This is a genomic window from Enterobacter sp. HG048, assembly GCF_024702055.1.
Classification (GTDB): Bacteria; Pseudomonadota; Gammaproteobacteria; order Enterobacterales; family Enterobacteriaceae; genus Enterobacter; species Enterobacter dykesii.
In genome coordinates, this window is sequence record NZ_JANLIZ010000005.1 from 135,788 (window position 1) to 160,389 (window position 24,602).

Annotated in this window: 17 protein-coding genes; 9 read left to right on the forward strand and 8 right to left on the reverse strand. The window is 58.7% G+C overall.

Annotated features, from left to right (window positions below; translation table 11 throughout):
- Nucleotides 1–12: 12 nt before the first annotated feature.
- From NUX24_RS08980 to NUX24_RS09000, 5 genes are all read left to right on the forward strand, one after another.
- Nucleotides 13–1,182 (forward strand): Gfo/Idh/MocA family protein, encoded by a 1,170-nt coding sequence (locus NUX24_RS08980; RefSeq protein ID WP_257831068.1) that lies wholly within the window; start codon nt 13–15, stop codon nt 1,180–1,182.
- Between the two features lie 11 nt (nt 1,183–1,193).
- Complete coding sequence (locus NUX24_RS08985; RefSeq protein WP_257831070.1) at nt 1,194–2,261, forward strand: Gfo/Idh/MocA family protein; 1,068 nt, start codon at nt 1,194–1,196, stop codon at nt 2,259–2,261.
- Nucleotides 2,262–2,273: 12 nt separating this feature from the next.
- Nucleotides 2,274–3,296: a Gfo/Idh/MocA family protein gene (locus tag NUX24_RS08990; protein ID WP_257831072.1), complete on the forward strand. Its 1,023-nt coding sequence runs from the start codon at nt 2,274–2,276 to the stop codon at nt 3,294–3,296.
- Nucleotides 3,297–3,375: 79 nt separating this feature from the next.
- Nucleotides 3,376–4,923 carry an MFS transporter gene (locus NUX24_RS08995; protein ID WP_257831074.1) on the forward strand — a complete coding sequence of 516 codons (1,548 nt, stop codon included), beginning with the start codon at nt 3,376–3,378 and terminating at the stop codon, nt 4,921–4,923.
- Nucleotides 4,924–5,117: 194 nt separating this feature from the next.
- Nucleotides 5,118–6,455: a hemolysin family protein gene (locus tag NUX24_RS09000; protein WP_023310162.1), complete on the forward strand. Its 1,338-nt coding sequence runs from the start codon at nt 5,118–5,120 to the stop codon at nt 6,453–6,455.
- A 71-nt stretch (nt 6,456–6,526) separates the two neighbouring features.
- Here the strand turns inward: NUX24_RS09000 and NUX24_RS09005 are convergent, their stop codons facing one another.
- A complete protein-coding gene (locus tag NUX24_RS09005; RefSeq protein WP_008501430.1) occupies nt 6,527–6,733 on the reverse strand; it encodes a DUF1107 domain-containing protein in 207 nt (68 codons plus the stop codon).
- Nucleotides 6,734–7,057: 324 nt separating this feature from the next.
- On the opposite strand from NUX24_RS09005, the gene NUX24_RS09010 reads away from it, so the two are divergent.
- Nucleotides 7,058–7,615: a YtfJ family protein gene (locus NUX24_RS09010; protein WP_047652071.1), complete on the forward strand. Its 558-nt coding sequence runs from the start codon at nt 7,058–7,060 to the stop codon at nt 7,613–7,615.
- On the opposite strand, the gene cysQ is transcribed toward NUX24_RS09010, so the two are convergent.
- Complete coding sequence (cysQ, locus tag NUX24_RS09015) at nt 7,609–8,349, reverse strand: 3'(2'),5'-bisphosphate nucleotidase CysQ (protein ID WP_047652070.1); 741 nt, start codon at nt 8,347–8,349, stop codon at nt 7,609–7,611. The two genes, NUX24_RS09010 and cysQ, sit on opposite strands and share 7 nt — an antisense overlap.
- A 190-nt stretch (nt 8,350–8,539) precedes the next feature.
- On the opposite strand from cysQ, the gene NUX24_RS09020 reads away from it, so the two are divergent.
- Entirely contained in the window at nt 8,540–10,483 is a 1,944-nt protein-coding gene (locus NUX24_RS09020; RefSeq protein WP_257831078.1) for a bifunctional 2',3'-cyclic-nucleotide 2'-phosphodiesterase/3'-nucleotidase, read from the forward strand.
- Between the two features lie 86 nt (nt 10,484–10,569).
- Here the strand turns inward: NUX24_RS09020 and NUX24_RS09025 are convergent, their stop codons facing one another.
- Complete coding sequence (locus NUX24_RS09025) at nt 10,570–10,956, reverse strand: helix-turn-helix domain-containing protein (RefSeq protein WP_047073290.1); 387 nt, start codon at nt 10,954–10,956, stop codon at nt 10,570–10,572.
- Nucleotides 10,957–11,040: 84 nt separating this feature from the next.
- On the opposite strand from NUX24_RS09025, the gene NUX24_RS09030 reads away from it, so the two are divergent.
- A complete protein-coding gene (locus NUX24_RS09030) occupies nt 11,041–11,889 on the forward strand; it encodes an SDR family oxidoreductase (protein ID WP_257831079.1) in 849 nt (282 codons plus the stop codon).
- A gap of 96 nt (nt 11,890–11,985) precedes the next feature.
- Nucleotides 11,986–12,699 (forward strand): 4'-phosphopantetheinyl transferase, encoded by a 714-nt coding sequence (locus NUX24_RS09035; RefSeq protein WP_047652061.1) that lies wholly within the window; start codon nt 11,986–11,988, stop codon nt 12,697–12,699.
- On the opposite strand, the gene NUX24_RS09040 is transcribed toward NUX24_RS09035, so the two are convergent.
- From NUX24_RS09040 to NUX24_RS09060, 5 genes are read right to left on the reverse strand one after another with little or no spacing between them, the layout of a single operon-like run.
- Nucleotides 12,667–13,614 (reverse strand): alpha/beta fold hydrolase, encoded by a 948-nt coding sequence (locus NUX24_RS09040; protein ID WP_047652059.1) that lies wholly within the window; start codon nt 13,612–13,614, stop codon nt 12,667–12,669. The two genes, NUX24_RS09035 and NUX24_RS09040, sit on opposite strands and share 33 nt — an antisense overlap.
- Nucleotides 13,607–14,776 carry an alkane 1-monooxygenase gene (locus NUX24_RS09045; RefSeq protein ID WP_257831080.1) on the reverse strand — a complete coding sequence of 390 codons (1,170 nt, stop codon included), beginning with the start codon at nt 14,774–14,776 and terminating at the stop codon, nt 13,607–13,609. The genes NUX24_RS09040 and NUX24_RS09045 overlap by 8 nt, the downstream gene beginning before the upstream one ends.
- Nucleotides 14,770–15,825 (reverse strand): 2Fe-2S iron-sulfur cluster binding domain-containing protein, encoded by a 1,056-nt coding sequence (locus tag NUX24_RS09050; RefSeq protein WP_257831081.1) that lies wholly within the window; start codon nt 15,823–15,825, stop codon nt 14,770–14,772. The genes NUX24_RS09045 and NUX24_RS09050 overlap by 7 nt, the downstream gene beginning before the upstream one ends.
- Nucleotide 15,826: 1 nt before the next feature.
- Nucleotides 15,827–16,843, reverse strand: a complete 1,017-nt coding sequence (locus NUX24_RS09055) for an arylesterase (RefSeq protein ID WP_257831082.1) — start codon at nt 16,841–16,843, stop codon at nt 15,827–15,829.
- A complete protein-coding gene (locus NUX24_RS09060; protein ID WP_308280937.1) occupies nt 16,840–24,576 on the reverse strand; it encodes an aminotransferase class III-fold pyridoxal phosphate-dependent enzyme in 7,737 nt (2,578 codons plus the stop codon). The genes NUX24_RS09055 and NUX24_RS09060 overlap by 4 nt, the downstream gene beginning before the upstream one ends.
- Between the last annotated feature and the right edge of the window lie 26 nt (nt 24,577–24,602).

Here is a 24,602-nt window from a genome sequence, read left to right on the forward strand (position 1 = left end):
GGAGGAGAAACGATGTTAAATGTCGCCATTGTGGGAACAGGGAATATCTCGCACAACCATATTCAGGGTTATTTGCAGTTTGGCCAGCGCTGCCGGATCGTCGCGCTGGTAGATATCTACCCGGAAAAAGCCCACGAGAAAAAAACGCGCTACGGCCTGAAGGAAGCACGCGTTTATGACAGCCACCAGCAGATGCTAGCCTCAGAGCCGGATATCGACATCGTCGACGTCTGTACGCCGCCCTACGTCCACGCTGAGATCGGCATTGATGCCCTGAACGCGGGGTGCCACGTGCTGTGCGAAAAACCGATGGCCGCCTCGCTGGAGGAGTGCGACGCGATGATTGCCGCGCAACAGGCCAGCGGCAAAACGCTCGCCATCATTGCACAGAACCGCTTTACCGATGCCTTCTGGCGCCTGAAAGCCGCACTCGATTCCGGCCTCGCAGGAAAAGTCTGTCACGCGCAGGTGGATTCGTTCTGGTGGCGCGGACATTGCTACTACGACCTGTGGTGGCGCGGCACCTGGGAAAAAGAGGGAGGCGGCTGCACCCTTAACCACGCGGTTCACCACATCGACGCCATTCAGTGGATGCTCGGCTTCCCGTCCGAAGTGGTGGCGATGATGACCAACGTGGCGCACGACAACGCTGAAGTCGAAGACCTCAGCGCCGCAATCTTCAAATACCCCAGCGGCGCGATCGCGCAGCTTACCGCCTCGGTCGTGCATCACGGCGAAGATCAGAAAATTATCATTCAGGGCGATAAGGCGCGTATCTCCGCGCCGTGGCAGGCCTTTGCCAGCGTCAGCGCCGATAACGGCTTCCCGCAGGAAGATCGGGATCTGCAGCGAGAAGCGCAGCTCAACGCCGTTTTTCAGGAGACGCCGAAGCTCGAGTGGACGCTGCATACCGGGCAAATTAACGACCTGCTTTATGCCATTGAGCACGGCACCGCGCCGTTAGTGGATGGCCTGCAGGGCAAACGCTCGCTGGAGCTGATTACCGCGATCTATAAATCCGCCATTACCCGCAGCGTGGTCTCGCTGCCGATTCAGCGCGATGACCCGCTTTACCGCACCGGCGGGACGAACGCCCTCGCTCCCCGTTTTTATGAAAAATCCGCAAGCGTCGCCAACTTCAGCGAAGTCGGCGCAATTCCCCTTGGCAAAGATCTGGACTAAGGAGTGACACCATGAACAAGCATGACGGAATGAACTACGCCCCGGTGGGCAAACCGCAGCCCGTTGTCAGGGAAGGAGAGTTTATTTTTGCCGCCGCTGCGCTCGACCACGGCCATATCTACGGGATGAGTAACGGCCTGATAGAAGCCGGGGCCACCCTGAAATGGGTATACGACCCCGATCCGGCCAAAGTGGATAAATTTATCCAGCAGTACCCGCAGGCAAAAGTGGCGGAGTCGCTGGAGGTGATACTCAACGACGACGAAGTGCGTCTGGTGGCCAGTGCGGCCATTCCGTCCGAGCGCTGCGCGCTGGGGCTGAAAGCCATGGCCGCAGGCAAGGACTACTTCACGGATAAAGCGCCGCTCACCACCCTTGAACAGCTGGCGGATGCCAAAGCGATGGTCGAGAAAACCGGGCGGAAATACGCCGTGTACTACAGCGAACGCCTGCACGTTGAGAGCGCGGTGTTTGCCGGACAGCTGGTGCAGCAGGGGGCCATTGGCCGCGTCGTGCAAACATTGGGGACAGGCCCGCACCGGGAAGGAACCGGTCGCCCGGACTGGTTCTACGATCGACGATTTTTCGGCGGCATTCTGTGCGATATCGGCAGCCACCAGATCGAGCAATTTCTCTTCTACACGGGCAACAGTGAGGCATGCGTGGTCGCCAGCCAGGCACGCAATTTCAACCATCCGCAGCATCCGGCATTTGAAGATTTCGGCGACGCAACAATCAGGGGCGAAAACGGCGCCAGCGGTTATTTCCGCTGCGACTGGTTTACGCCGGACGGGCTTTCTACGTGGGGTGACGGCCGCCTGACGCTGCTCGGCACCGAAGGCTATATCGAAATCCGCAAATATGTCGATCTCACCCGCGGCGAGCAGGACGTGGTGTATCTCGTCAATAAGGAGGGGGAATTCCGTTATCCGGTTGCCGGTCAGGTCGGGTTCCCGTTCTTTGGCGAACTGATCTTCGACTGCCTGCATCGAACCGAAAACGCCATGACGCAGGCGCACGCCTTCAAGGCGGCGGAGCTCTGCGTGAAGGCCCAGATGCTGGCCAACGCGACGGAATAACGGGAGGCGACGATGACGATCCTGAACACGGCAGTAATCGGTGCGGGAGCGATTCACGGCTGCCATGTGAACGCGTTGCGCCAGATGCCCAACGTCGCGCTACGCGCGCTGGTCGATATCGACAGCGTCAAAGGGCTAAAGCTGGCGATGGGCTATCAGTGTCGCTTTTATCAGGATTACCGGGAAATGCTGCTGGATGATGCCATCGACGTGGTCCACATCTGCACGCCGCATTTTGAGCATAAGAGCATGATCCTGGCGGCGCTCGCCGCCGGGAAGCATGTTTTCTGCGAAAAACCGGTGGGCATGAACAGCAGCGAACTCGTGGACATCACCCGCGCCGCCGAACAGGCGCCGGGTCTGCTCGGCGTGTGCTATCAGAACCGGCTCAACCCCACCAGCCTGCGCATTCACCAGGCGCTGGAGGACGGCGAGCTGGGAAAAATGCTCAGCATCAAAGCGGTGCTAACGTGGTCGCGCTCGGGCGCGTACTACACCGAAAGCCCGTGGCGCGGGCGGCTGACAACGGAAGGCGGCAGCCTGCTGATCAACCAGGCCATCCATACTCTCGACCTGATGCAGTGGTTCGCTGGCGGCGTGACGCGGGTGAAAGGCGTGGTGGACCGCGGTGAGCTGGCGAACGTGACCGAAGGAGAGGACAGCGCGATGGCCACGCTGCATTTTGCCAACGGCGCGCGCGGCCTGTTTTATGCCAGCAACTGCAATACCGCGGACTCCCCCCTCTGGCTTGAAATCCACTGCGAACGGGGCTCGCTGCTGCTCAGCGACAACGTGCTCTGGCGCATCACGCCCGGCGAGCGCCTGAGGCTGGCGAGCGATAACACCCCTGACGGCCTGGTCAAAAGCTACTGGGGGCTGGGGCATGAGCAGGCGATCCGCCGTTTTTATCATGCTATTTCCCATCCCGGAAATGCGAATTACACCGACATCCGCGAATCCGGAAAATCACTCACCCTTGTGGAGGCTATTTATCGCTCATCTCAGTTAAGACAATGGATAGAACTCAATAAGTAGAACGTAATGTGTCGTCCAGATTTGAATAAAAATACGGCCTGAAAAACAGGTTAATCATTACCCTACACTGGATATTATTATGGTCAAACCTACTGAACGTAGAGTGGGTTACGGCGTGGCACTTGGCTACGGCGTAACCGATCTGTTTGGCGGAGGGGCGTTCGCCGTTATCGGCACCTGGCTGCTCTTTTTTTACACCACCTATTGCGGGCTGTCTGTTATTGAAGCGGGATCTATATTCGCTATTGCCCGCGTCATTGATGCGCTATTAAGCCCGATTATGGGCTATATCACCGATAATTTCGGGAATACCTGGCTCGGGCGTAAATTTGGTCGTCGCCGCTTCTTTTTATTGCTCAGTTCGCCGCTCATGTTTTTGTATTCCCTGCTTTGGCTGACGGACATGGGCTACTGGTACTACCTGGGCACCTACCTCTCTATTGAGCTGCTATCGGCGATGGTGCTGGTGCCCTGGGAGACCCTGGCGGCGGAGATGACAAACCGCTATGAAGAGCGAAGCCGCCTCTCCGGCGTGCGCATGATCTGCTCCCAGCTGGGCGGTTTCCTTGCGGTTTCCGTTCCCGGCGTGATTATGCATTTCACGGGGAAAGATAATCCGTTTACCTATACCCTCACCGGGCTGATATTTTCCTGCGTGTTCTGCATTGCGGTATTTATTACCTGGTACACCACCTGGGAAGCGAAAGATGTGCAGCAGGAAGCCAGTTTTAAAGTGGACAACCAGCGCATCGGCGGGCTACTGAATCACCTGAAATATCTGGTGCTGGATCTCTTTTCCTCCTTCCGTATCCGCACGTTTCGCCTGCATATCATTATTTACATCTTTTCGTTCACGGCGATGGACGTATTCGGCTCGGTCTTTACCTATTACGTCGTGTATTGCCTGAGCCAGGACGCCTCGGCGGTTTCCGGCTGGCTGAGTATTGCCGCCTTTGCCTCAGTACCGGGTACCTATGGATTTATGCTGCTGTTGAACCGGCTGAACATCACGCCGTCTGCCGCCCTGCGACTCTCCTACGGCTGTATCTTCATGGTGCTGGCGTTTCTGCTTACGGTCTACCTCACCAAAACGCAGGTGCCGACGCTGCTCTTCTCAGCGGTCTTTATCCTGCTCGGTGCCGCCCGCTCTGGCCTCTACTATATTCCGTGGAATATCTACAGCTTCATTCCGGATATTGACGAGATGGTAACGCAGCAGCGCCGTGAAGGCATTTTTGCCGGTGTGATGGTCCTGACCCGTAAGAGCACCGTGGCGATTGCCATCATGATCGTAGGCCTGGTGCTGCAGGAGTCCGGCTTTGTGAAGGGTAACGGCGCACAGCCTGAAAGCGCGCTGAGGGCGATTATCGGCCTGATGATCTTCGCGACGGCAGCCCTGCTGGCGGTTAGCTTCTTTACCACCTACAGGTTCAAGCTCACCCGTGAGACGCACAAGCTGCTCCTGAAGGAGATAGCACGCCGTAAGCTGGGTGGTGATTACCGCGACTGCGACGCCAGAACCCGCGTGGTGATTAAGCAGTTAACGGGATATGAGTATGACCAGGTGTGGGGAGGAAGCGCCTCACGTCGCGCGGAGGGGACGGCCCGTTTATCCGCCGCGAAATAGCGCCCTGTACCGGACAGCACCACGCTGTCCGGTCTGTTTTATGCCAAAATGTGACCTCTGGCAGATTTACATCTCTTTACGCTATACTACCCGCTGAAATAATCGGCTCAACGCTACGAGCTGATGTTCAATGTGTTTTCACACAAATGGTATCAATTCCCCTTCTGAGGATCTGGCGAGAAGCCGGATAAACTATGTTAAACAGTATTTTAGTAATACTTTGTCTGATTGCCGTCAGCGCATTTTTCTCGATATCTGAGATCTCGCTGGCCGCGTCCCGTAAAATCAAACTGAAGCTGCTTGCCGATGAAGGCAACATCAATGCTACCCGCATCCTGAAAATGCAGGAAAACCCCGGGATGTTCTTCACCGTGGTGCAGATTGGCCTCAACGCGGTCGCCATTCTCGGCGGTATCGTGGGTGATGCGGCGTTTTCCCCGGCGTTTTATAGTCTGTTTGTTAAGTACATGTCCGTTGAACTGGCCGAACAGCTGAGCTTTATCCTCTCCTTCTCGCTGGTAACCGGCCTGTTCATCCTCTTTGCAGACCTGACCCCGAAACGCATCGGTATGATTGCGCCAGAAGCTGTGGCTTTGCGTATCATCAACCCGATGCGCTTCTGTCTGTACGTGTTTCGTCCGCTGGTGTGGTTCTTCAACGGTCTGGCGAACGTCATTTTCCGCATCTTTAAGCTGCCGATGGTGCGTAAAGACGACATCACCTCTGACGACATTTATGCGGTGGTGGAAGCCGGCGCGCTGGCCGGGGTGCTGCGCAAACAGGAGCACGAGCTGATTGAGAACGTATTCGAACTGGAATCCCGTACCGTGCCGTCTTCCATGACGGGCCGTGAAAGCATTATCTGGTTCGATTTACATGAAGATGAGCAGAGCCTGAAGAACAAAGTGGCGCAGCATCCGCACTCTAAGTTCTTGGTCTGTAATGAAGATATTGACCACATCATCGGTTACGTCGACTCCAAAGACCTGCTGAACCGCGTGCTGGCAAACCAGAGTCTGGCGCTCAACAGCGGCGTGCAGATCCGCAATACCCTGATTGTGCCGGACACCCTGACGCTCTCAGAAGCGCTGGAAAGTTTCAAAACCGCCGGGGAAGACTTCGCGGTTATCATGAACGAATACGCGCTGGTGGTGGGCATTATCACCCTGAACGACGTGATGACCACGCTGATGGGCGACCTGGTTGGCCAGGGGCTGGAAGAGCAGATTGTTCAGCGTGACGATAATTCATGGCTAATTGATGGCGGCACGCCGATTGAAGACGTAATGCGCGTGCTGGATATCGACGAGTTCCCGCAGTCCGGCAACTACGAGACCATCGGCGGCTTTATGATGTTTATGCTGCGTAAGATCCCGAAACGTACCGACTCGGTGAAGTTCTCCGGCTACAAGTTTGAAGTGGTGGATATTGATAACTACCGCATCGACCAGCTGCTGGTGACGCGCATCGACAACAAACCGACCGTACTGGTGCCAAAGCTGCCGGACGCGGAAGAGAAGGTGTCGGCGTAAGATTCTGGCCCCACATACATCAACGGCTCCCATTGGGAGCCTTTTTTTTTAACTACTGCATAGCACGTTGGTTAAGCCATCTCAGTCTGCAGACGCATAACCTGACGGTTGACTTCGGACATCACAGACAGGTGCTGTTTGTCCTTCACTTTTGGGACAAGGATCTTGCCCTTATCAAACTCAAAAGCGCCAACATCCTTGATATACAACCGTCCACGGAACAGGATCTTCACGTACTTCGCCACCTGAAGCGGGTTGTAGCGTTGGAAAATTTTCATTCTTGTATCTCCTGCGAATCATACGCTCTTGCGGTGCCACAATCGGCCCGACTGTCCTGAGCGCAAATTTTAATGCCCAATGACTATAGACCAGAACTACGGTGTTACCCAGTGTGCATAAGTTTATTTACCGTTTGATTACAATTATTCAGAATAATCTTTGCAAAGCGTGACCGGGCGCAGTATAAGCCGTCGTTTTTTCATGGATATGTGCGTTCGCCCGCAAACTGGCATCGGGATTGCGGGAAAACCACATTGATCGCACTTATGATTAAAAGCGCAAGACCAAGTGGTCGGATCACCTGCAAACAATAAGGAAACGCCATGACCCTACGTAATATCCTTGCAGCAGCCTGCCTGCTGCTGCCCCTGTGGGCTTGTGCTCACAACATTGAAAAAGGACAACGTGTACCGCCAGTCGGCATTGCTGACCGGGGAGAATTGATTCTCGACAATGATAAGTTTAGCTACAAACCCTGGAATAGCGCGCAGCTCGCGGGCAAAGTGAGAGTTGTACAACATATTGCCGGTCGTACATCCGCAAAAGAGAAAAATGCCAGCCTGGTAGAAGCGATCAAGGCCGCAAAATTCCCGCACGACCGCTACCAGACGACTACCATTGTGAATACCGATGACGCCATTCCGGGTTCCGGAATGTTTGTGCGCTCCAGTCTTGAGAGCAATAAAAAGCTCTATCCGTGGTCGCAGTTTATCGTCGACAGCAACGGCGTAACCCGTAAGGCCTGGCAGCTGGAGGAAGAGAGCTCCGCGATTATCGTGCTGGATAAAGAGGGTCGCGTTCAGTGGGCGAAAGACGGCGCGTTAACCCAGGAAGAGGTGCAGCAGGTTGTCGACCTGCTGCATAAGCTGCTGGCTCAGTAAATAGAGACGCGGAAGCCGGGGTTGAGGAAGGATTCGCGCGGGGTATAGTCCAGCGGCTTGCCCTGCCAGTCATGAACATGCGCCCCGGCGGCCGCGGCAACGGCATGACCTGCCGCGGTATCCCAGACGTTGGTTGGCCCAAAGCGAGGGTAGAGCTGCGCGTGGCCTTCCGCCACCAGGCAGAATTTTAGCGATGAGCCAATCGAGGTGGTCTGGTGTTCACCCAGCTGCTGCAGATACTCCTGCAGCTCGCTGTCGCTGTGCGAGCGGCTAATCACCACCAGCGGTGGACGCGCATCGCGCACCTGAATCTGCTTGCGCACGCCGCACTCTTCCTTCCACGCCTTCCCTTCTGCGGCGCTGTACATCACCTTCATTACCGGCGCGTAGACCACGCCCAGCACCGCTTTGCCCTTCTCAATCAGGGCGATATTGACGGTGAATTCACCGTTGCGCTTGATGAACTCTTTTGTCCCGTCCAGCGGATCGACCAGCCAGTAGCGCTGCCAGTGCTGGCGCTCGTCCCAGCTTTGCGGCGCTTCTTCTGACAGAACGGGGATATCCGGCGTTAAGGCCTGTAACCCTGTCAGGATCACCTTATGCGCCGCGATATCCGCCGCCGTGACCGGAGAGTCGTCGGCCTTGCTGACCACCTCCATAGGTTTACTGCCGTCATATACCTGCATGATGGCATCTCCCGCATCCCGTGCGAGCTGACAAATTTTATCTAGCATTTTCCACCTCTTTGTTAACGCAGTGAGGTTAACTCTTTGTTTTAGTTATATCGTAATGTGAACAATTCCGCTATCTGTGAAGCAATTCCGGTTTCAGGTTACTTTTTTCTGTCAGGATTCACATTTCTGTAAGCAACACGCTATAGATACATACTCTTTTGTGGTCTGCATCGAAAAAAGGACTCCTCTGATGATTAAGTTTAGTGCAACGCTTCTGGCGACGCTGATTGCAGCGAGCGTGCAGGCGGCGACGGTAGATCTGCGTATTCTGGAAACGACCGATCTGCACAGCAACATGATGGACTTCGATTACTACAAAGATACCCCGACGGAAAAATTCGGCCTGGTACGCACGGCAAGCCTGATCGATGCGGCGCGTGGCGAAGTGAAAAACAGCGTGCTGGTCGACAATGGCGATCTCATTCAGGGCAGCCCGCTCGGGGATTACATGGCGACCAGGGGGCTGAAAAAAGGCGAGATCCATCCTGTTTATAAAGCGATGAATACCCTGGACTATACCGTCGGCAACCTCGGCAACCACGAATTCAACTACGGTCTGACATACCTGCACGATGCGCTCGCCGGTGCGAAATTCCCGTACGTTAACGCCAATATCATCGACGTTAAGACGCAAAAGCCGCTCTTTACCCCTTACCTGATTAAAGAGACAAACGTCGTCGACCAGGACGGTAAAAAACAGACGCTGAAAATCGGCTATATCGGTTTTGTGCCGCCGCAGATCATGACGTGGGATAAGGCCAACCTCGACGGTAAAGTGACCGTTAACGACATCACCGAAACCGCGCGCAAATACGTGCCGGAAATGCGCGAAAAAGGCGCCGATCTGGTGGTCGTTGTCGCCCACTCGGGCCTCTCCGCCGATCCGTACCAGGCCATGGCAGAAAACTCCGTTTACTATCTGAGTGAAGTTCCGGGCGTCGACGCGATCCTGTTCGGCCACGCCCACGCGGTCTTCCCGGGCAAAGATTTCGCCAGCATAAAAGGCGCGGACATTGAGAAAGGGACGCTCAACGGCGTGCCGTCGGTGATGCCGGGCATGTGGGGTGACCATCTTGGCGTGGTGGATCTGGTGCTGAATAACGACGGCGGCAGCTGGAAGGTGACGCAGTCAAAAGCCGAAGCGCGCCCGATTTACGACGCTGCGGCTAAAAAATCTCTGGCGGCGGAAGATAAAAAACTGGTCGACGTGCTGAAGCACGATCACGACGCCACGCGCGAATTCGTCAGCAAGCCGATCGGCAAATCCGCCGACAACATGTACAGCTTCCTGGCGCTGGTGCAGGATGACCCGACCGTTCAGGTCGTCAACATGGCGCAGAAAGCCTATGCCGAACACTTTGTGCAGGGCGATCCGGATCTGGCAAAACTGCCGGTCCTGTCAGCGGCTGCGCCATTCAAGGTGGGCGGGCGTAAGAATGACCCGGCAAGCTATGTTGAAGTCGAAAAGGGCCAGCTGACCTTCCGTAACGCCGCCGATCTCTACCTCTACCCGAACACGCTGGTGGTGGTAAAAGCGACGGGCCAGGAGGTGAAAGAGTGGCTGGAGTGCTCTGCCGGACAGTTTAACCAGATTGACCCGCACAGCAGTAAGCCGCAGTCGCTGATTAACTGGGACGGCTTCCGTACCTATAACTTCGACGTGATCGACGGCGTGAACTACCAGATTGACGTCACCCAGCCGGCGAAATATGACGGCGAGTGTCAGGCGATCAACCCGCAGGCGGAGCGCATCAAAAACCTGACCTTCAACGGCAAGGCCGTCGACCCGAGTGCCACCTTCCTGGTGGTGACCAATAACTACCGCGCCTACGGCGGTAAGTTTGCCGGTACGGGGGATAGCCACATCGCCTTTGCCTCGCCGGACGAGAACCGTTCGGTGCTGGCGGCGTGGATCAGCGCAGAGTCGAAGAAGGCGGGCGAAATTCACCCGGCGGTGGACAACAACTGGCGTCTCGCGCCGATCCACAGCGATACGAAACTGGATATCCGCATTGAAACGTCGCCGTCCGATAAGGCTGCCGCGTTTATCAAGGATAAAGCCCAGTATCCGATGAAGCAGGTCGCGACGGATGATATCGGATTCGCGATTTATCAGGTGGATTTGAGTAAGTAAAAACAAAACGGCAACATGCGTTGCCGTTTTTCGTGTTCGTTCCCTCTCCCTGTGGGAGAGGGCATCAGGCCGCACATATCCGGCGTTTACGCCGCGCGATCGTCCCGATTCGCCATCACCTTCGGCGTATTCACCTCAATCCAGTCCGCCAGCGCGGCGACTTTCTCGCTGACCTCAATCCCCATCGGCGTCAGGCTATACTCTACGTGCGGCGGCACCACCGGATACGACACGCGATCGACAAACCCGTCCTGCTCCAGCGCCTGGAGCGACTGGGACAGCATCTTTTCGCTCACCCCGCCCATTTTACGGCGCAGATCGCTAAAGCGATGCGTTCCATGGCGCAGAGCCAGCAGAATGAGAACGCCCCAGCGGCTGGTAACGTGTTTGAGCACCTCGCGAGAAGGGCACTGTTCCGCGAAAAGATTGCCATCGCGCATGAGTTCGCTGAGCGTCGGTATCGTTGTTTTCATACTTACCTTTTTGTACGTACTTACTAAAAGTTAGCTATGGTGCTAGTGTGCCACAACACCAGACAAACACGAAGGAGATTCATCATGATCGCGATTACCGGCGCTACCGGCCAGCTTGGCCATCTCGTTATCGAACAATTGCTGAAAACCGTACCGGCCAGCCAGATTGTGGCCATCGTACGTAACCCGGCGAAAGCGCAGGCCTTAAGCCAGCAGGGAATTGTGGTTCGTCAGGCGGACTACACGGATGAAGCCGCATTCACCACCGCGCTGAGCGGCGTGGATAAGCTGCTGCTGATCTCTTCCAGCGAAGTCGGCCAGCGCGCGACCCAGCACCAGAACGTGATTAACGCCGCCAAAACGGCAGGCGTGAAATTTATCGCCTACACCAGCCTGCTGCATGCGGACAACTCCCCGTTGGGTCTGCACGTTGAACACGTTGCCACTGAAAAAGCGCTGGCGGCGTCCGGCATTCCTTATGCCCTGCTGCGCAATGGCTGGTATACCGAAAACTACCTGGCGAGCGCGCCGCCTGCGCTGGAACACGGCGTGTTTATTGGTGCGGCAGGCGAAGGCAAAATTGCCTCTGCCACCCGTGCAGACTATGCCGCGGCGGCAGCCAAAGTGATTGCTGAAGAGGGCCACGCGGGCAAAGTCTATGAACTGGCGGGCGACCACGGCTGGACGCTGAGCGAACTGGCGGCTGAACTCAGCAAACAGAGCGGGAAGCCGGTAACCTATCAGAATCTCAGTGAAGCGGATTTTGCCGCCGCGCTGAAAAGCGTCGGCCTGCCTGCCGGGCTGGCAGATATGCTGGCGGACTCCGATGTGGGCGCGTCCAAAGGGGGACTCTTTGACGATAGCCACACGCTGAGCAAACTGATCGGGCGCGCAACGACGCCGCTGGCGCAGAGCATTAAAGCCATTCTGTAACGGCCTGAGCGTTTTTTCCTGCGGCCGGGTCATTCCCCTTACCCGGCCCGCACTTATATGGCATTCTGTTCCCCCGACAGATACCGATACCCTGCAATGTTTACTGCGATAAACACGGATTCAGCTCCCCCTTTTATTCACTCCGTTGAGATGGGCAGCGTCGACCCTTTCCCCGCCCTGCGCTACTGCCTGGTCTCATTCACCGCGCGTGATTACCATGACGGGCTCTTTGATAAATGGGGCATCCCCTTTCCCGGCCCGCTCAACAGCGCCGTGGTTAAACGCAGGGCGGAATATCTTGCGGCACGCTATGCCGCGCAACGGGTGCTCAGATCCTTCGGCTGTGACGCTACGCCGGGCAGCGCGCCGGACCGTTCTCCGGTGTGGCCTTCCGGCTGGCGGGGCAGCCTGTCACATTCTCATGAATGGGCGCTGGCGGTTGTTGCGCCAGAGGCGTCGGGCCTGACGCCGGGCGTCGACATTGAATTTCTTGCACCCGAGATGATCCAGCGGACAGCGCACCTGTTTACCACACCGCAGGAGCGGGAGTGCCTTGCCGCCAGCCGGATCGACGAGGCCAGCGCGCTATTAATGACCTTTTCCGCGAAAGAGAGTCTCTATAAAGCGCTCTATCCTGACGTTGGCCGCGCCCTCGATTTTGAGGCGGCCAGCGTGTGCCACATTGCGCCTGAACAGCAGGGGATCGCCCTGGAGCTGAACCGGACGCTTTCCCCCCAACGCGTAAAGGGCAGCCGGATCCAGGGCTATTATCAGCTATCAGGCAACCGGGTTATCACGCTCATTGCCTGACGTCAGCAAGGGAGCAAGATACGTCATCACCATGTCGATGCCCTCCCCCGGACGGCGCAGCGGATTATGCCCCTGGCCGTGGGTCTCTGCCAGCCTCGCGCCAGGCCAGGCGTTGACCAGGCATTCTGCTTCGACCCGCAATACGATGTCATCACTGCTGTCGTGAATAACAAGGGCGGGCTGATCGACCTGCTGCAGCCCCTCGTAAGCGTTAAAGCGCTGCCAGACCGCCTCACCAATACCAAAATACCCTTCAATATACCGGCGCAGCCTCTGCTGCTGGCGTCCCGGGAGGTTCAGGATCGCGGCATATTTCGTGACCAGCCCGCTAAAGTGCGTCGGCGCACCTACGATAACCAGCGCGCGGGTCCGCAATCCCGCCTTTACCGCATTGATGACGGATAACCCGCCAAACGAGTGCGCCACAATCGCGTCAAAACCGCCATCCTGCTGCGCGAGTTGTTCAATGATTTCAATGAACTCGACGATGCTGCTCTGACAACCTGCCGCGTTACCATGTGCAGGGGCGTCAAACCCGATGACCTGAAAGCCTTTTTCGACCAGCGCTTTGATAAGCCTGCCAAAGTGGGAAGCCCTGGACTCCCAGCCGTGGGCTAATAGCACGGTAGGTCCCGTGCTGCCCCAGCGGTACACCACCGCATGTTTACCATTGCTCAGAGGGAGGGATTCAATGCGGCTCGCCAGCGCCGTCATCTCTTTATCGCTTGCACGCGTCGGCACCCGGCGCGGCGTAAAAAAACGATTGCCCAGCCAGTCGGCGGTCGCCCCCGGCACAACCCAATCCATCAGGCGAATCCCGGCCTTCACGCATGAAACCATCGGCGAGCGCAGGTAGGCGGGTCCACGATACTGCTGGTAGGCTTGCTCGATCAGTCGATCAAATTGCTCACTCATGGGATTCTCCAGAAACACAGGGAACAGTGGAATTAACCGCGGATGATTCAGACTGACGGATCAGGGCACGCTCTGCGTCGCTGGCAACGTGTTCGTCCCAGTACGCGAGTTTTGCTTCCATTCGTTTAAACCACAGTGGCGGTATCAGCGCGTAAAAAATATGGGCGACATACCCTTTCTCTATTCCCACCGCATAGCTGTGCGCCTGCAAATTCCAGTACTCACGGCGGGGATGGGTGTGATGATCGGAGTGGCGCGTCAGGTTCAACAGACCGGCCGACGAGGCCCGGTTATTGCAATCCCAGCTGTGTCGCGGCTCCACGCGCGTGCCGGGAAGGCGGACCAGACCGTAGTGCTGGATGTAATTCACCGTTTCAAACAGGAATTTAGAGACCAGCATGGTCACCAGGCACGCCAGCGCGCCCCTGATGCCCGCCGCCGTAAAGCAGGCCGCCACGATCAGCAGGCTCATCAGCACCCCGCTTATCACCCGGTTCACCAGCATGGCGCCGCGCCGGTTCTGAAGCGACAGCCGCTGTGCTTCAACCTGCCAGGATTCAACATACTGCGACAGAGAGGAACGGATAAAGAAGCGATACACATTTTCCCCACGACGCGCCGTCGCCCCGTCCGCCGGGGTCGCCACGTTAGGATGATGCGAATAGACGTGCGAAATCGAAAACTGCGCATCGCCGACCAGCGCCAGAAGCCAGCGCCCGACCATCATCGCCATCAGACTGTGGGTTTTGTGGATAAGCTCATGAGCCACCACGGTATTGGTGCTCATGGTATAGCCGGTGGAGGTCGCCGCAAGCAGCAGCTCAGGTAGGGTAAGGTTATGCAGCGCCATAATGTTGTGACCCGTCAGGGCGGAAAGCCATGCGCCAAACCCGAGCAGATCGCCCGGAGCGGCCTGCCAGACAAGAGTGAACAACGCCAGCAGCGTGGCCGGGAGCTGTAAATACGGGATGATTTCCAGCAGCGCCGGAAGCCGGTAGTGACGATCGGCGGTGTCGTGCGTGGTTGCGTTATCGAAGAGGACATAGCTCAGCGTCACGCAGAGCATGGAAACGACGATCCACACGCCGCCGAGCAGAGTGGTTAGCGCGGTGAGCGGTAAAAAAACGCAGGGGACAAGGGCAAATCTCAGGTAACTCAACATACGGGCTCCTTATTGTTATGACTGTTTTTTGCACCGACCGGCGGCGAGAAGCAGTCCATTTCAAGCAAGTGGCTCATCACCCCTCCGGCAAGCAGCCTTTGCCGGCACGCCTGCGCCAGCGCTGGATTGCCGCAAATCACGACGCGCCATTCGGCTACCGCCGTCCGGCGGGGATAGAGGGCGCGCCAGTCATCAAGCCAGCAGGTCACACGGCCAGCCAGCTCTCGCTCCTGAACCTCACGCTCCCGGGATAACGCATGCAGAAAGTGGAAACCGGGATAGTGCTGACGCAGACGCTGCAGTTCTTGCAGGTCGAATTTGTCCTGTCGTCTGCGAACCGCGTGGACCAGCATGACCTCGCGGTGGGGATGACGCGCCAGCGCGGCGCGGACCAGACCCAGCGTCGCTCCCAGCCCCGATCCGCTGGCGATGGCCAGCAGCGGACCGTTACCGTCATCCTTCTGGCCTAACTGCCCCCGGCAGTCTGAGAGCCACACCTTCCGGCCAGCGCCCTGTTCATCACACAGCAGCGGGGATAGCCGCCCCTCTTCCCGGCGCGTGATATCCAGAACAATCTCTCGCCCCCGGCTCGGCCAGCTGACGGAGAAGCTCCGGATATCCTTATCCTTTTCGAGACCGACCTGAACGTATTGTCCTGGCTGAAAGGGCAACGCCTGCTCCGCCAGCAGCGTCACGCGCCATACCGTTGATGAGAGCGCGACAGCCTGCGTAATTCGCGCAGGCGTCCAGGACGTCGAGACCGCGGCCAGCGTTAAATCCGATTCCGGCAGGCACTGGCATGCCAGCACATGGCCGGCGGCAATCTCCTCCTGGCTGAGCAAATAGCTCAGGTCGACGAGCGAACGCACCTTGCCGCTCGTCACCCGGCAAAGACAGGATTTACACGAGCCGACCTGGCAGTTATACGGCAGGGAAACGCCGGCGTTGAGCGCGCTTTCGAGGAGCGTATTGCCGGACGTCAGGGGGAATTCCCGTCCCTCAAGCGTCCCCTGAAAATGACCGCGTCGGGAAAACCATCTCTTCAGCATCTTATTGTTCCCCGCACAGCAGCAGCCCGTCGTCAAAGACGCTGCCCATCATCATCTTTCCACCCACCGGCGCGGCGACGCTGATTGCCGCCAGCGCCTCGCCGTGGCTCTGATAGAGCATACTGGCCTGAGCGATCTCTCCCTGCGGGCCGGTTGTCAGCCGCCACACCATGGACGGTGAACGCGCCTGGGCATCTTTCTGATAGGCGGCCAGCTTCAGAAGCTGCGGGTGCGCCGCCACCAGCATTCCCTGCCCGTCCGGCAGAATATTGTCGACGCCATGCAGACCGCTGACGCGCCCCAGCAGGACGGGCGCAGCCTCGTTCGGTTGCCACGACCAGCTGCTCACCGCGCCGCGGGTGGTTTCCGCCACGTACAGACGCCCCTGCGGTCGGTTGTAGTAAATGCCGTTCGCAAAATGCAGGCCATCGATCAGGGTATGCAGCCCCGCCCCGTCTGCCAGCAGGACGCTGGAGAGCGGCAGCCGCAGATAGTCCTCCAGGCGTCCCGCGAAGCCCTTCCAGCGGTGGTCCCGCGTCAGCAGCCAGCGGGTTTTATCAATGACGCTGATATCATTGATGTTGTTGCCGACAGCGCGCGACAGGGCGGGCTGATACTCAAGACGCATCTGCGCGCGATTAAAGCGAAACACATCAATGCTGTCCTCCTGCGGGCGGTGGTTCACCACGTAGATCCACGTCTCGCCCTCCTGCTGCCAGACATCGATGCCGTGCGGGAAGAAGACATCCGGATAGTCGCCGGCCAATCGCCGCGGCCGGTCGCTGCCGTTGAGGTAATACAGCGCCCCGGGCGTGCTGCCGTGTCGGTTGAGGCTACTGGCTATCGCCCCGCCATCCGATAAGGGAGCGATATCCTCCGCGCCCTCAATGCCCGTTATTTTTTGGCACTGTTCCCCGCCGCTCTCCTGCACCCGGTAAAACAGTCCGGCATCGATCAGCAGATTAACGGCGAACGCCAGCACGGCGCCCAGGAGGACGAAAATCGTCAGCTTTTTCATGATGCGGCCAGCGCCTCTGACGACGAGAACAACGCTTCGGCAGCCTCTTCTCCCTGCTCGGCCAGCACGGTTATCGCCTTCAGGAAGTGCTCCAGTAGCGCGCGGGCTCGTTCCTCGGTGAAATAGCGCATCTGGTAATCCAGCTCGACGGACAGCCCCTCTTTCGTCTCGAGAATGTTAACCATCAGCGGGAATTCGACGGCACCGATCGGGAGCAGCGACAGGCTGGCCTCCCACTGACGCATCTCAGCCAGCGGAGCATGCGGCTCGACGTTAAAGGTCGCCAGCAGAGGAAGCGGCGCATCCTGACCGTGGAAGCAGCGTGACGGCAGTGCGGGCTCGCCGCGCTGCGCGAGGATACCGTCATGGATTGCCCTGGCGACCCCGGATACCGACGCGCAGGTAGCGCTGTCGATACACAGCGGCAACAGCCTGACGCACTGGCCGACAAGCGCGTCCCCCTGCCCGAAGTCCCGCCCGGCATCCGGCACGCCGACCGGCACCGGGGAATGGCCGACCGCCATCTCAAGCGTCAGGGTAAAGAGCGCATTCAGCATCGCGAAGCGGGTCACCCGCAGCTCGGCGGAGGCTTTGCGAAGCTGCCCGGTCAGGCCCGGATACGACAGGCGCTGTACTAGCCGCTGCCCCTGATACGTCAGGGAGGGATCTTGCACGCTCAGAACTTCCGGCGTTACCCGGCGCGCTGGAAGCGCCGCAAGACGCGCAGGTAGCTCAGCCTCGCTGATGATGTTCTGCGCGCGGATAGCCTGCAAATAGCTTGCCGCTGCCGCCAGGTCAGGACGTTTACCCGACGCCAGGGCATCGTAAAGATGCAGCAGCTCGCGCAGCATCACCATAAACGACCAGCCGTCCGCCACCGTATGATGTGCCGAGATGGCGAGCGTGGTTTTCCCCTCGTGGCGGACCAGCAGCAGGCGAGCCAGCGGCGCGGCGGTAAGATCAAAAGGACGCGCAGCAAATTCAGCGAGACAGGCGGAAGGCGCAGCGTTTTCCTCGCAGACATCGACGATGGGCGCCTGGACAACCTGAAGGTCACCTGCGTCGGTGAACTGCATACGCAGCGCGTCATGGCGCTCGCACAGCAGTTGCCAGGCGGCGCGCATGATGTCGCCATCTACATTGCGCGGCGTTTCGATCACGCCGCCGATCGTCCCGGCCAACAGCCCGCTTTCATCCTGCGCGGCCAGCTGCAGAAAACGCTGCTGGCTGTCTGCAACGGCATAACGCGTGTCGGGGCGCAATCCCGCCTCGCCAAAGAAGCCGTCCACGCGCATGGCGTTAACGCTCTCTTTCACCGCCGCAATAAACCGATCGATATCCTCATCCGCGTGCGCGACCGAGACAAAACAGTTACGCCCTTCCCAGATGAAAATGCCGCGCAGCATCAGGTGGTGGAAGAGGATGTCGTAGTTACCGTTGAATTTGAAACGGAACAGGCTGCCGGCTGAGACGATCTCAATCGGCGTGCCGGTCGCTGAGAACCAGGTATTTAGGGACATCGCCAGACGCGCGGTTTTTTGGTTGATGTCGTCATATAGCGCCGGATGCGTTTTGATGTACTCCAGCACGGCTTTGCTTGCCGCCATGGTCAGCGGATGCTTGGAGAACGTACCGGCAAAGAAGATCAGTTCAGCCTGCGGCCAGGAGTCATCGCCATACAGCCAGAATCCGCCGTCGATACTGTCCATAAAGCGGGCAGAGCCTGCAATCACGCCGATCGGCATACCGCCGCCGACAATCTTTCCGTAGGAGGCGATATCCGCCTGAACGCCGTAATACGCCTGCGCGCCGCCGGCAGCCAGACGGAAACCGGTGATCACCTCGTCAAACATCAGCGCAATGTTGCGGGTCGTCGTCAGTTCACGCAGGGTGTGCAGGTATTCGCGTGGCTGATGATCGGGATAACGGCTCTGCACCGGTTCGACGATCACCACCGCCAGCTCGGCGGCATAGCGGGCGATAAGCGCCAGGCTCTCTTCGCTGCCGTAATCGAGCACCAGCAGGTCGTCCACCAGCGATGGCGGCGTGCCTGCGGCAATCGGCGTGGCGCGCTCGGGGGTATCTCCCCCCTGCTGTCGCCCCAGAATGCCGTCAAACACGCCATGATACGAGCCGCTAAACAGCGCGACTTTATTTTTCCCCGTCACGGCGCGTGCCAGGCGCACGGCGCTCATTACCGCTTCGGAGCCGGAGTTACAAAATGCCACCCGCTGCTGGCCGGTCAGCTCGCTGATAAGCGTTGCCACCTCGCCTGCCAGGGCGCTTTGCGGACCAATCTGCATGCCCCGCGCCAGCTGGTCGGCAACGGCCTGCTGCACGCAGTCCGGCGCATGTCCCAGCAGGTTAGCGCCAAACCCCATCGTAAAATCAATATACTCGTTGCCATCGACATCCCAGATGCGCGAACCCTGAGAGCGCTCTCCCACTAAGGGGTAAAGCATCTCTTTGGTGGATAAACGAAAGCCCGCAGAGGCCCTGTTATCCGCGAGCACGGCGCGGTATTGCTGGGCATTGCGTTTTGACCCGCCCGTTTTATCGACAAACCGTTGGGTGAGTTGCGCCAGATGCTGGTCGCGCTCAGCGCCGAGGGAGACCTTTTTGGTCTCTTTTTTAAACCAGCTGTTGTGCGCGCTGGCCTTCACCGGTGCGGTCGGGGCCACGACGGGCGCAGGCGCGATAACGTCCGGCGTCGCGGGTGCGGCTGGTATCGGGAGAGCCTGCGCCGTGCCGTTAAGCAAATTTAGCTGCTGGGACATGAGCTCCAGCTGGCGGGCAATCAGATCCTGAACCGTATCAGGCACCGGCCTGCTGGCCCCCTGCGGTGCCGCGACAGGCTGTGCCGCCAGGCCGGCGGTTTCCGGGGTGGTGAGCGAAGCCGCCGCCGCCGGCTGCGCGTGCTCCACCACATAACCGATCACCGCGTCCAGCGTATTGAGCTCTTCAAACAGCGCCCGCACCGGGATGGCTACGCCGTAGCGGTCTTTAATGGTATTGATGGCATCCAGCAGCACCAGCGAGTCCGCCCCCATTTCCAGGAACGGCAGAGAGTCGTCAAGCGCGGCGGGATCCGCCTCAAGAAAACCGGCAATAATCGCTTTTATTTCAGCGGCTAAATGGTGTTGATTTGACATAGCGTCCTCTTTAGCAGATGGGGTCTGCGCTGGCGTCTCACCCGCCAGCCAGTAACGTTTGCGGCAGAACTGGATGGCGGGCAGGGTTAGCGCCTCCCGCGTGGTCGCGTGGTACAGCCCGCTCCAGTTGATGTCGTGCCCTTGCTGCCACAGCGTACCCAGCAGCGTCAGCAGTGATTTGTACTCATGTCGCCGGTCGCCTGCGGCCAGCACCCGGTGACGGCGGTCGGTTGCGGTCACAAATTTGCCCAGCGAACCGTCCGCGCTCAGATCGATAAAGGTGAACTCACCCTGCGCCAGCACGTTTTGCACGCCCTGAAGGAAACTCACGGGCTGGCGAATTTGCCGGGTCCAGTAGTCGGCGTCGGTGCGGTCGCACGCCTCACCGTTCAGGTTGCTGTAAAACGGGATCGTCCCGCGGGTGAAGGTGACGTTGTTGACCAGCCACTCGCGCCAGGCGCCGAGGATCGGATCCATCATCGAGGAGTGAAATGCGCTGGCAGTTTTAATTTTTCTGGCGTGACCGCCTTTTGAAGATATGGCCTTAAGGCAGGCGTCAATCGCCGCCCGACTGCCTGCGATGGTGGTCAGCGTCGGCGTGTTGAATGCGGCAATATCAATGTCGCCCGTCCAGGGGGAAATCATCTGACGGACGTCGGCTTCGCCGCTGAAGACGACCGCCATCGCCCCTTCCTGCGTCAGGGCTGACATCAACAGCGCGCGCTGATGAACCATTGCCAGCCCGTCGTCCAGCGAGAGATAGCCGGCGATAACCGCCGCGCAGTATTCTCCCAGGCTATGCCCCATTACGGCAGCCGGACGCGGGCCGAACTGCATCACGCTCTGAGCAAGCGCGTAGCTACAGGCAAATAATGAGAGCTGACAGGTTCTGGCGCAGCGCTGCCAGCTGTCGTCACGGGCAAACAGCGCCTGCGTAATATCAATCTGATAGCGCTGCTGAATAGTCGTCGCCAGCGCGTCAAACTGGGTGCGATAGTGCGGCAGATGATGATACAGCTCGGCACCCATGCCGATTTGCTGGGTGCCCTGCCCCGGGAAGAGCCACACCTGGGGCTGGGCTTTACCCGCCTTGCAGGCGGTGAGCTGCGCAAGGCTTTCCGCCAGCTGGGAGCGATCCGCGCCATACGCCACGCCGCGATAGCGGGCCGCGTCGTAGCGGGTGTTCACCAGCCGACACCAGGTGGCAATATCGCTCTCCTGGCACGTCGATAACCCTTTTTTGACCGCCTCCCGCTGAAGGGTAAACGCCCCTTCATCATGTGAACCGACCAGAAGCAGGCCGTGCGGCGCAGCGGGCTCCTGGCGTTTTTCCACCGCTGGCGCGCTGCGCAAAATCACATGACCGTTGGTACCGCCGAAGCCAAAGCTGCTTACGCCCGCGTAGCGTGCTTCGCCATCGGCATGCCATGAGGCAGGCTGCGCGCCGCTCACCTCAACATGACGGCTAATCGCCGCAATATGCGGGTTTTTCTGCTGAAAATTGAGGTGAGGTACGTATTGCCGGAAGTGCAGCATCAGAGACGTTTTCACCACGCCCAGCACGCCCGCCGCCGCCTCAAGGTGGCCAATGTTGGTTTTGATCGAACCCACCTGGACAGGTGCGGTCTTTTTCCGGTCCGCAAACACCGCTTCCAGCGCCTGATATTCAATCAGATCGCCAAGCGCCGTTCCCGTACCGTGCGCTTCGATATAGTCAATGCTGTCGCTGTCCAACCCGGCGTCCGCCATCGCCTGCCGGATGACCGCCTGCTGCGATGGGCCATTTGGCGCGGTAATGCCGTTGCTGCGGCCGTCCTGATTCACGGCGCTCGCCACCAGCGTGGCATAAACCCGATCGCCATCCGCCAGCGCCTGCGAAAGCGGCTTAAGCACCACGACGCCGCAGCCTTCGCCACGAACGTAGCCATCCGCGCGGGCGTCGAAGGTTTTACACCGGCCGTCGGGGGCCAGCATCTGGGCTTCGGTGAAGACTTTTTGCAAATGCGGCGTCAGCGCCAGATTCACGCCTCCGGCAATGGCCAGAGCGCAACGTCCGGCCCGCAGGCTCTGCATGGCCCCCTCTATCGCCACCAGCGAGGAAGAACAGGCCGTGTCGACGGCGACGCTTGGACCTTTTAAATCATAAAGATAAGAAATTCGGTTGGCCGCAATACTGTGCGCGTTGCCTAAGCCGCTGTAGGCCGAGACGTTATCGCCGCAGGTCAGCGCGTAGTCGCTGGCGCTGATCCCAACAAAGACCGCCGTATCGCTACCGCGCAGGGAGGACGCCTTAAGGCCGGCATCGGTTAGCGCCTGTTGAACGGTTTCTAACAGCAGACGATGCTGCGGATCGATATAGACGGCCTCACGGGGAGAAATGCCGAAGTAGCCTGCGTCGAACGCGTCGACCTCGTCGAAGAAACTGCCTTTACGGTTAAAACCGTCAAGGGACGAGGTACGCCAGCGGTGCGCCGGGATCTCGCCGGTCGTGCTGTGGCCCTGCTGCAGCAGCGACCACAGCGCCTCCACGCCGCTATGTCCCGGCAGCTCCACGCCGATGCCAATCACCGCAATGGCGCTCTCCGCGACGGCTGAGCTGACCGGCCGGGCCGCAGCGGGTTGCCCCAGCGCGGCCGCCAGCCGATTGATGGTGGGGTAGTCATAAATCAGCGCGGGAGAGAGCTCGCGGCCCAGCCGCTGTTCAAGCTCGCCAATCACGCCCACCGCCTGCAGAGAGCTCATGCCAAAGCCGGTAAACGCCTCGTCCCACTGGGATTCGCCGATCGTCGTGTTCATCGCGCTGCTGATTATCCCGGCAATCAGCGCCGCCAGCGCGGGTGGGTTTTCCTCCGCAGTTACGACAGGTTTAGACGCGTCCTGACGGCTGCGCCAGGCCACTTCCAGGATTCCCTGCTGATACATCGCTTTCGCGCGGGTGCGCTGTAGTTTCCCGCTGGTGGTGCGGGGGATTGCCCTTCGTCCGACAAGGAGCATTTCATCCAGCGTGATGCCGTGCCGCTCCGCTACCGCTGCGGTAATGCGCGGGGCCAGCGCCGCCATATCGAGGTCATTTTTATGACGCATCATCAGCTCAAGCAGCGCAACCGGGCGCTCGTCTTCACTGGCAAACACGCAAACCGTCGCTTCCGCCAGCGCGGGATCGGCCTGGCGGATCGTCTCTTCAATATCCGTCGGGTAGTGGTTCTGACCGTTGATAATCAGCAGCTCTTTGAGTCGTCCGGTGACGTACAAATGGCCGGACTGGAGAAAACCCATATCGCCGCTGCGCAGCCACGGGTGCGGATGGCCAGCCAGAGACGCCTGGAAGGTTTCGCGTGTGGCGGCGTCATTGTCCCAGTATCCTGCGGCAACGCTCGGACCACGCAGCCATATTTCCCCGCTCTCACCATCAGCAAGCGGCTGATGGCGATCGGGATCGACGATACGCACCTCGGTATCCGGCAGAGCCTGCCCGCAGCTCACCGTACCGGCCTCGTCGGAAACGCGGAGCCCTTGTCCTTTCTCCATCCCGGTGACGATGAGCGTGGTTTCCGCCATGCCGTAGCAGGGCAGGAACGCGCCGGGCCGAAACCCTGCGGGCGCAAAGTGTTCGCTAAACTGCTGTAGCGTGGCGGGCCGAATCGGCTCTGCGCCGCAAAAAGCCACATCCCAGCGAGAAAGATCTAATGCCTCAACCTGCTCTCTGCCAATCTTGCGCACGCACAGATCGTAGGCGAAATTAGGGCCGCCGGAGGTCGTCGCCTGATAGTCAGAAATATGTTTGAGCCAGTTAAGGGGATTTTTCATTAACATCATGGGCGACATCACCCGACAGGGGAATGCGCCAAACACGGGCTGCAGTAGCCCGCCAATCAGCCCCATATCATGAAAATGCGGCAGCCAGATCGTGCCCCGGCTTTCGCTGTGATGGCCGAAAAAGCGGTGAATGGCATGCGAGTTGGCCCACAGGTTGCCATGGGTCACCATCACGCCCTTCGGAGAGCCCGTCGAACCCGAGGTGTACTGTAAAAAAGCCAGATCGTTTTCCGCTACCGGAACGGGGTGAAATGCCCCGGAGAACGTGCGATCAAGAGGATGCAGACGATAGCCCGCAGGGAGCGCAGCTGTGTCTGGTTTGTCGAAGGTAAAAATAAGCGGGGATAACGGAAGTGATAGCTGGCCTAGCGTTTCTGCTCCCTTTGCTGTCGTAACAATACATTCCGTTTGCGCATTACGTAATACTCCGGCAAAACGCTCCCACGCGCTTCCTGATGATTTTGCGGGCATCGGGACGGGAACTGCCACCCTGCCGGCATAAAGGCATCCAAAAAAAGCGCCAATAAAATCTTCGCCATCCGGATAAAGCAATATTACCCGGTCGCCCCGTTGCCCGTATTGCAGTAATGCGTGTGCAAGCGACGCGGCGCGCTGGTGTAACTGGTCATAGCTTTGGCTCTGAATATCACTGGCGCTGCGGACGAATTCAAATGCCGTCTGAGTAGTTTGTTGAACAGCAAGTTCGGGCAAAAGCTGGTTGAAGGAATGATATCCCCTGTTAAACAACTGATGAGACGGCATCATAATTCGCTCTATATTTTCAAATGTAG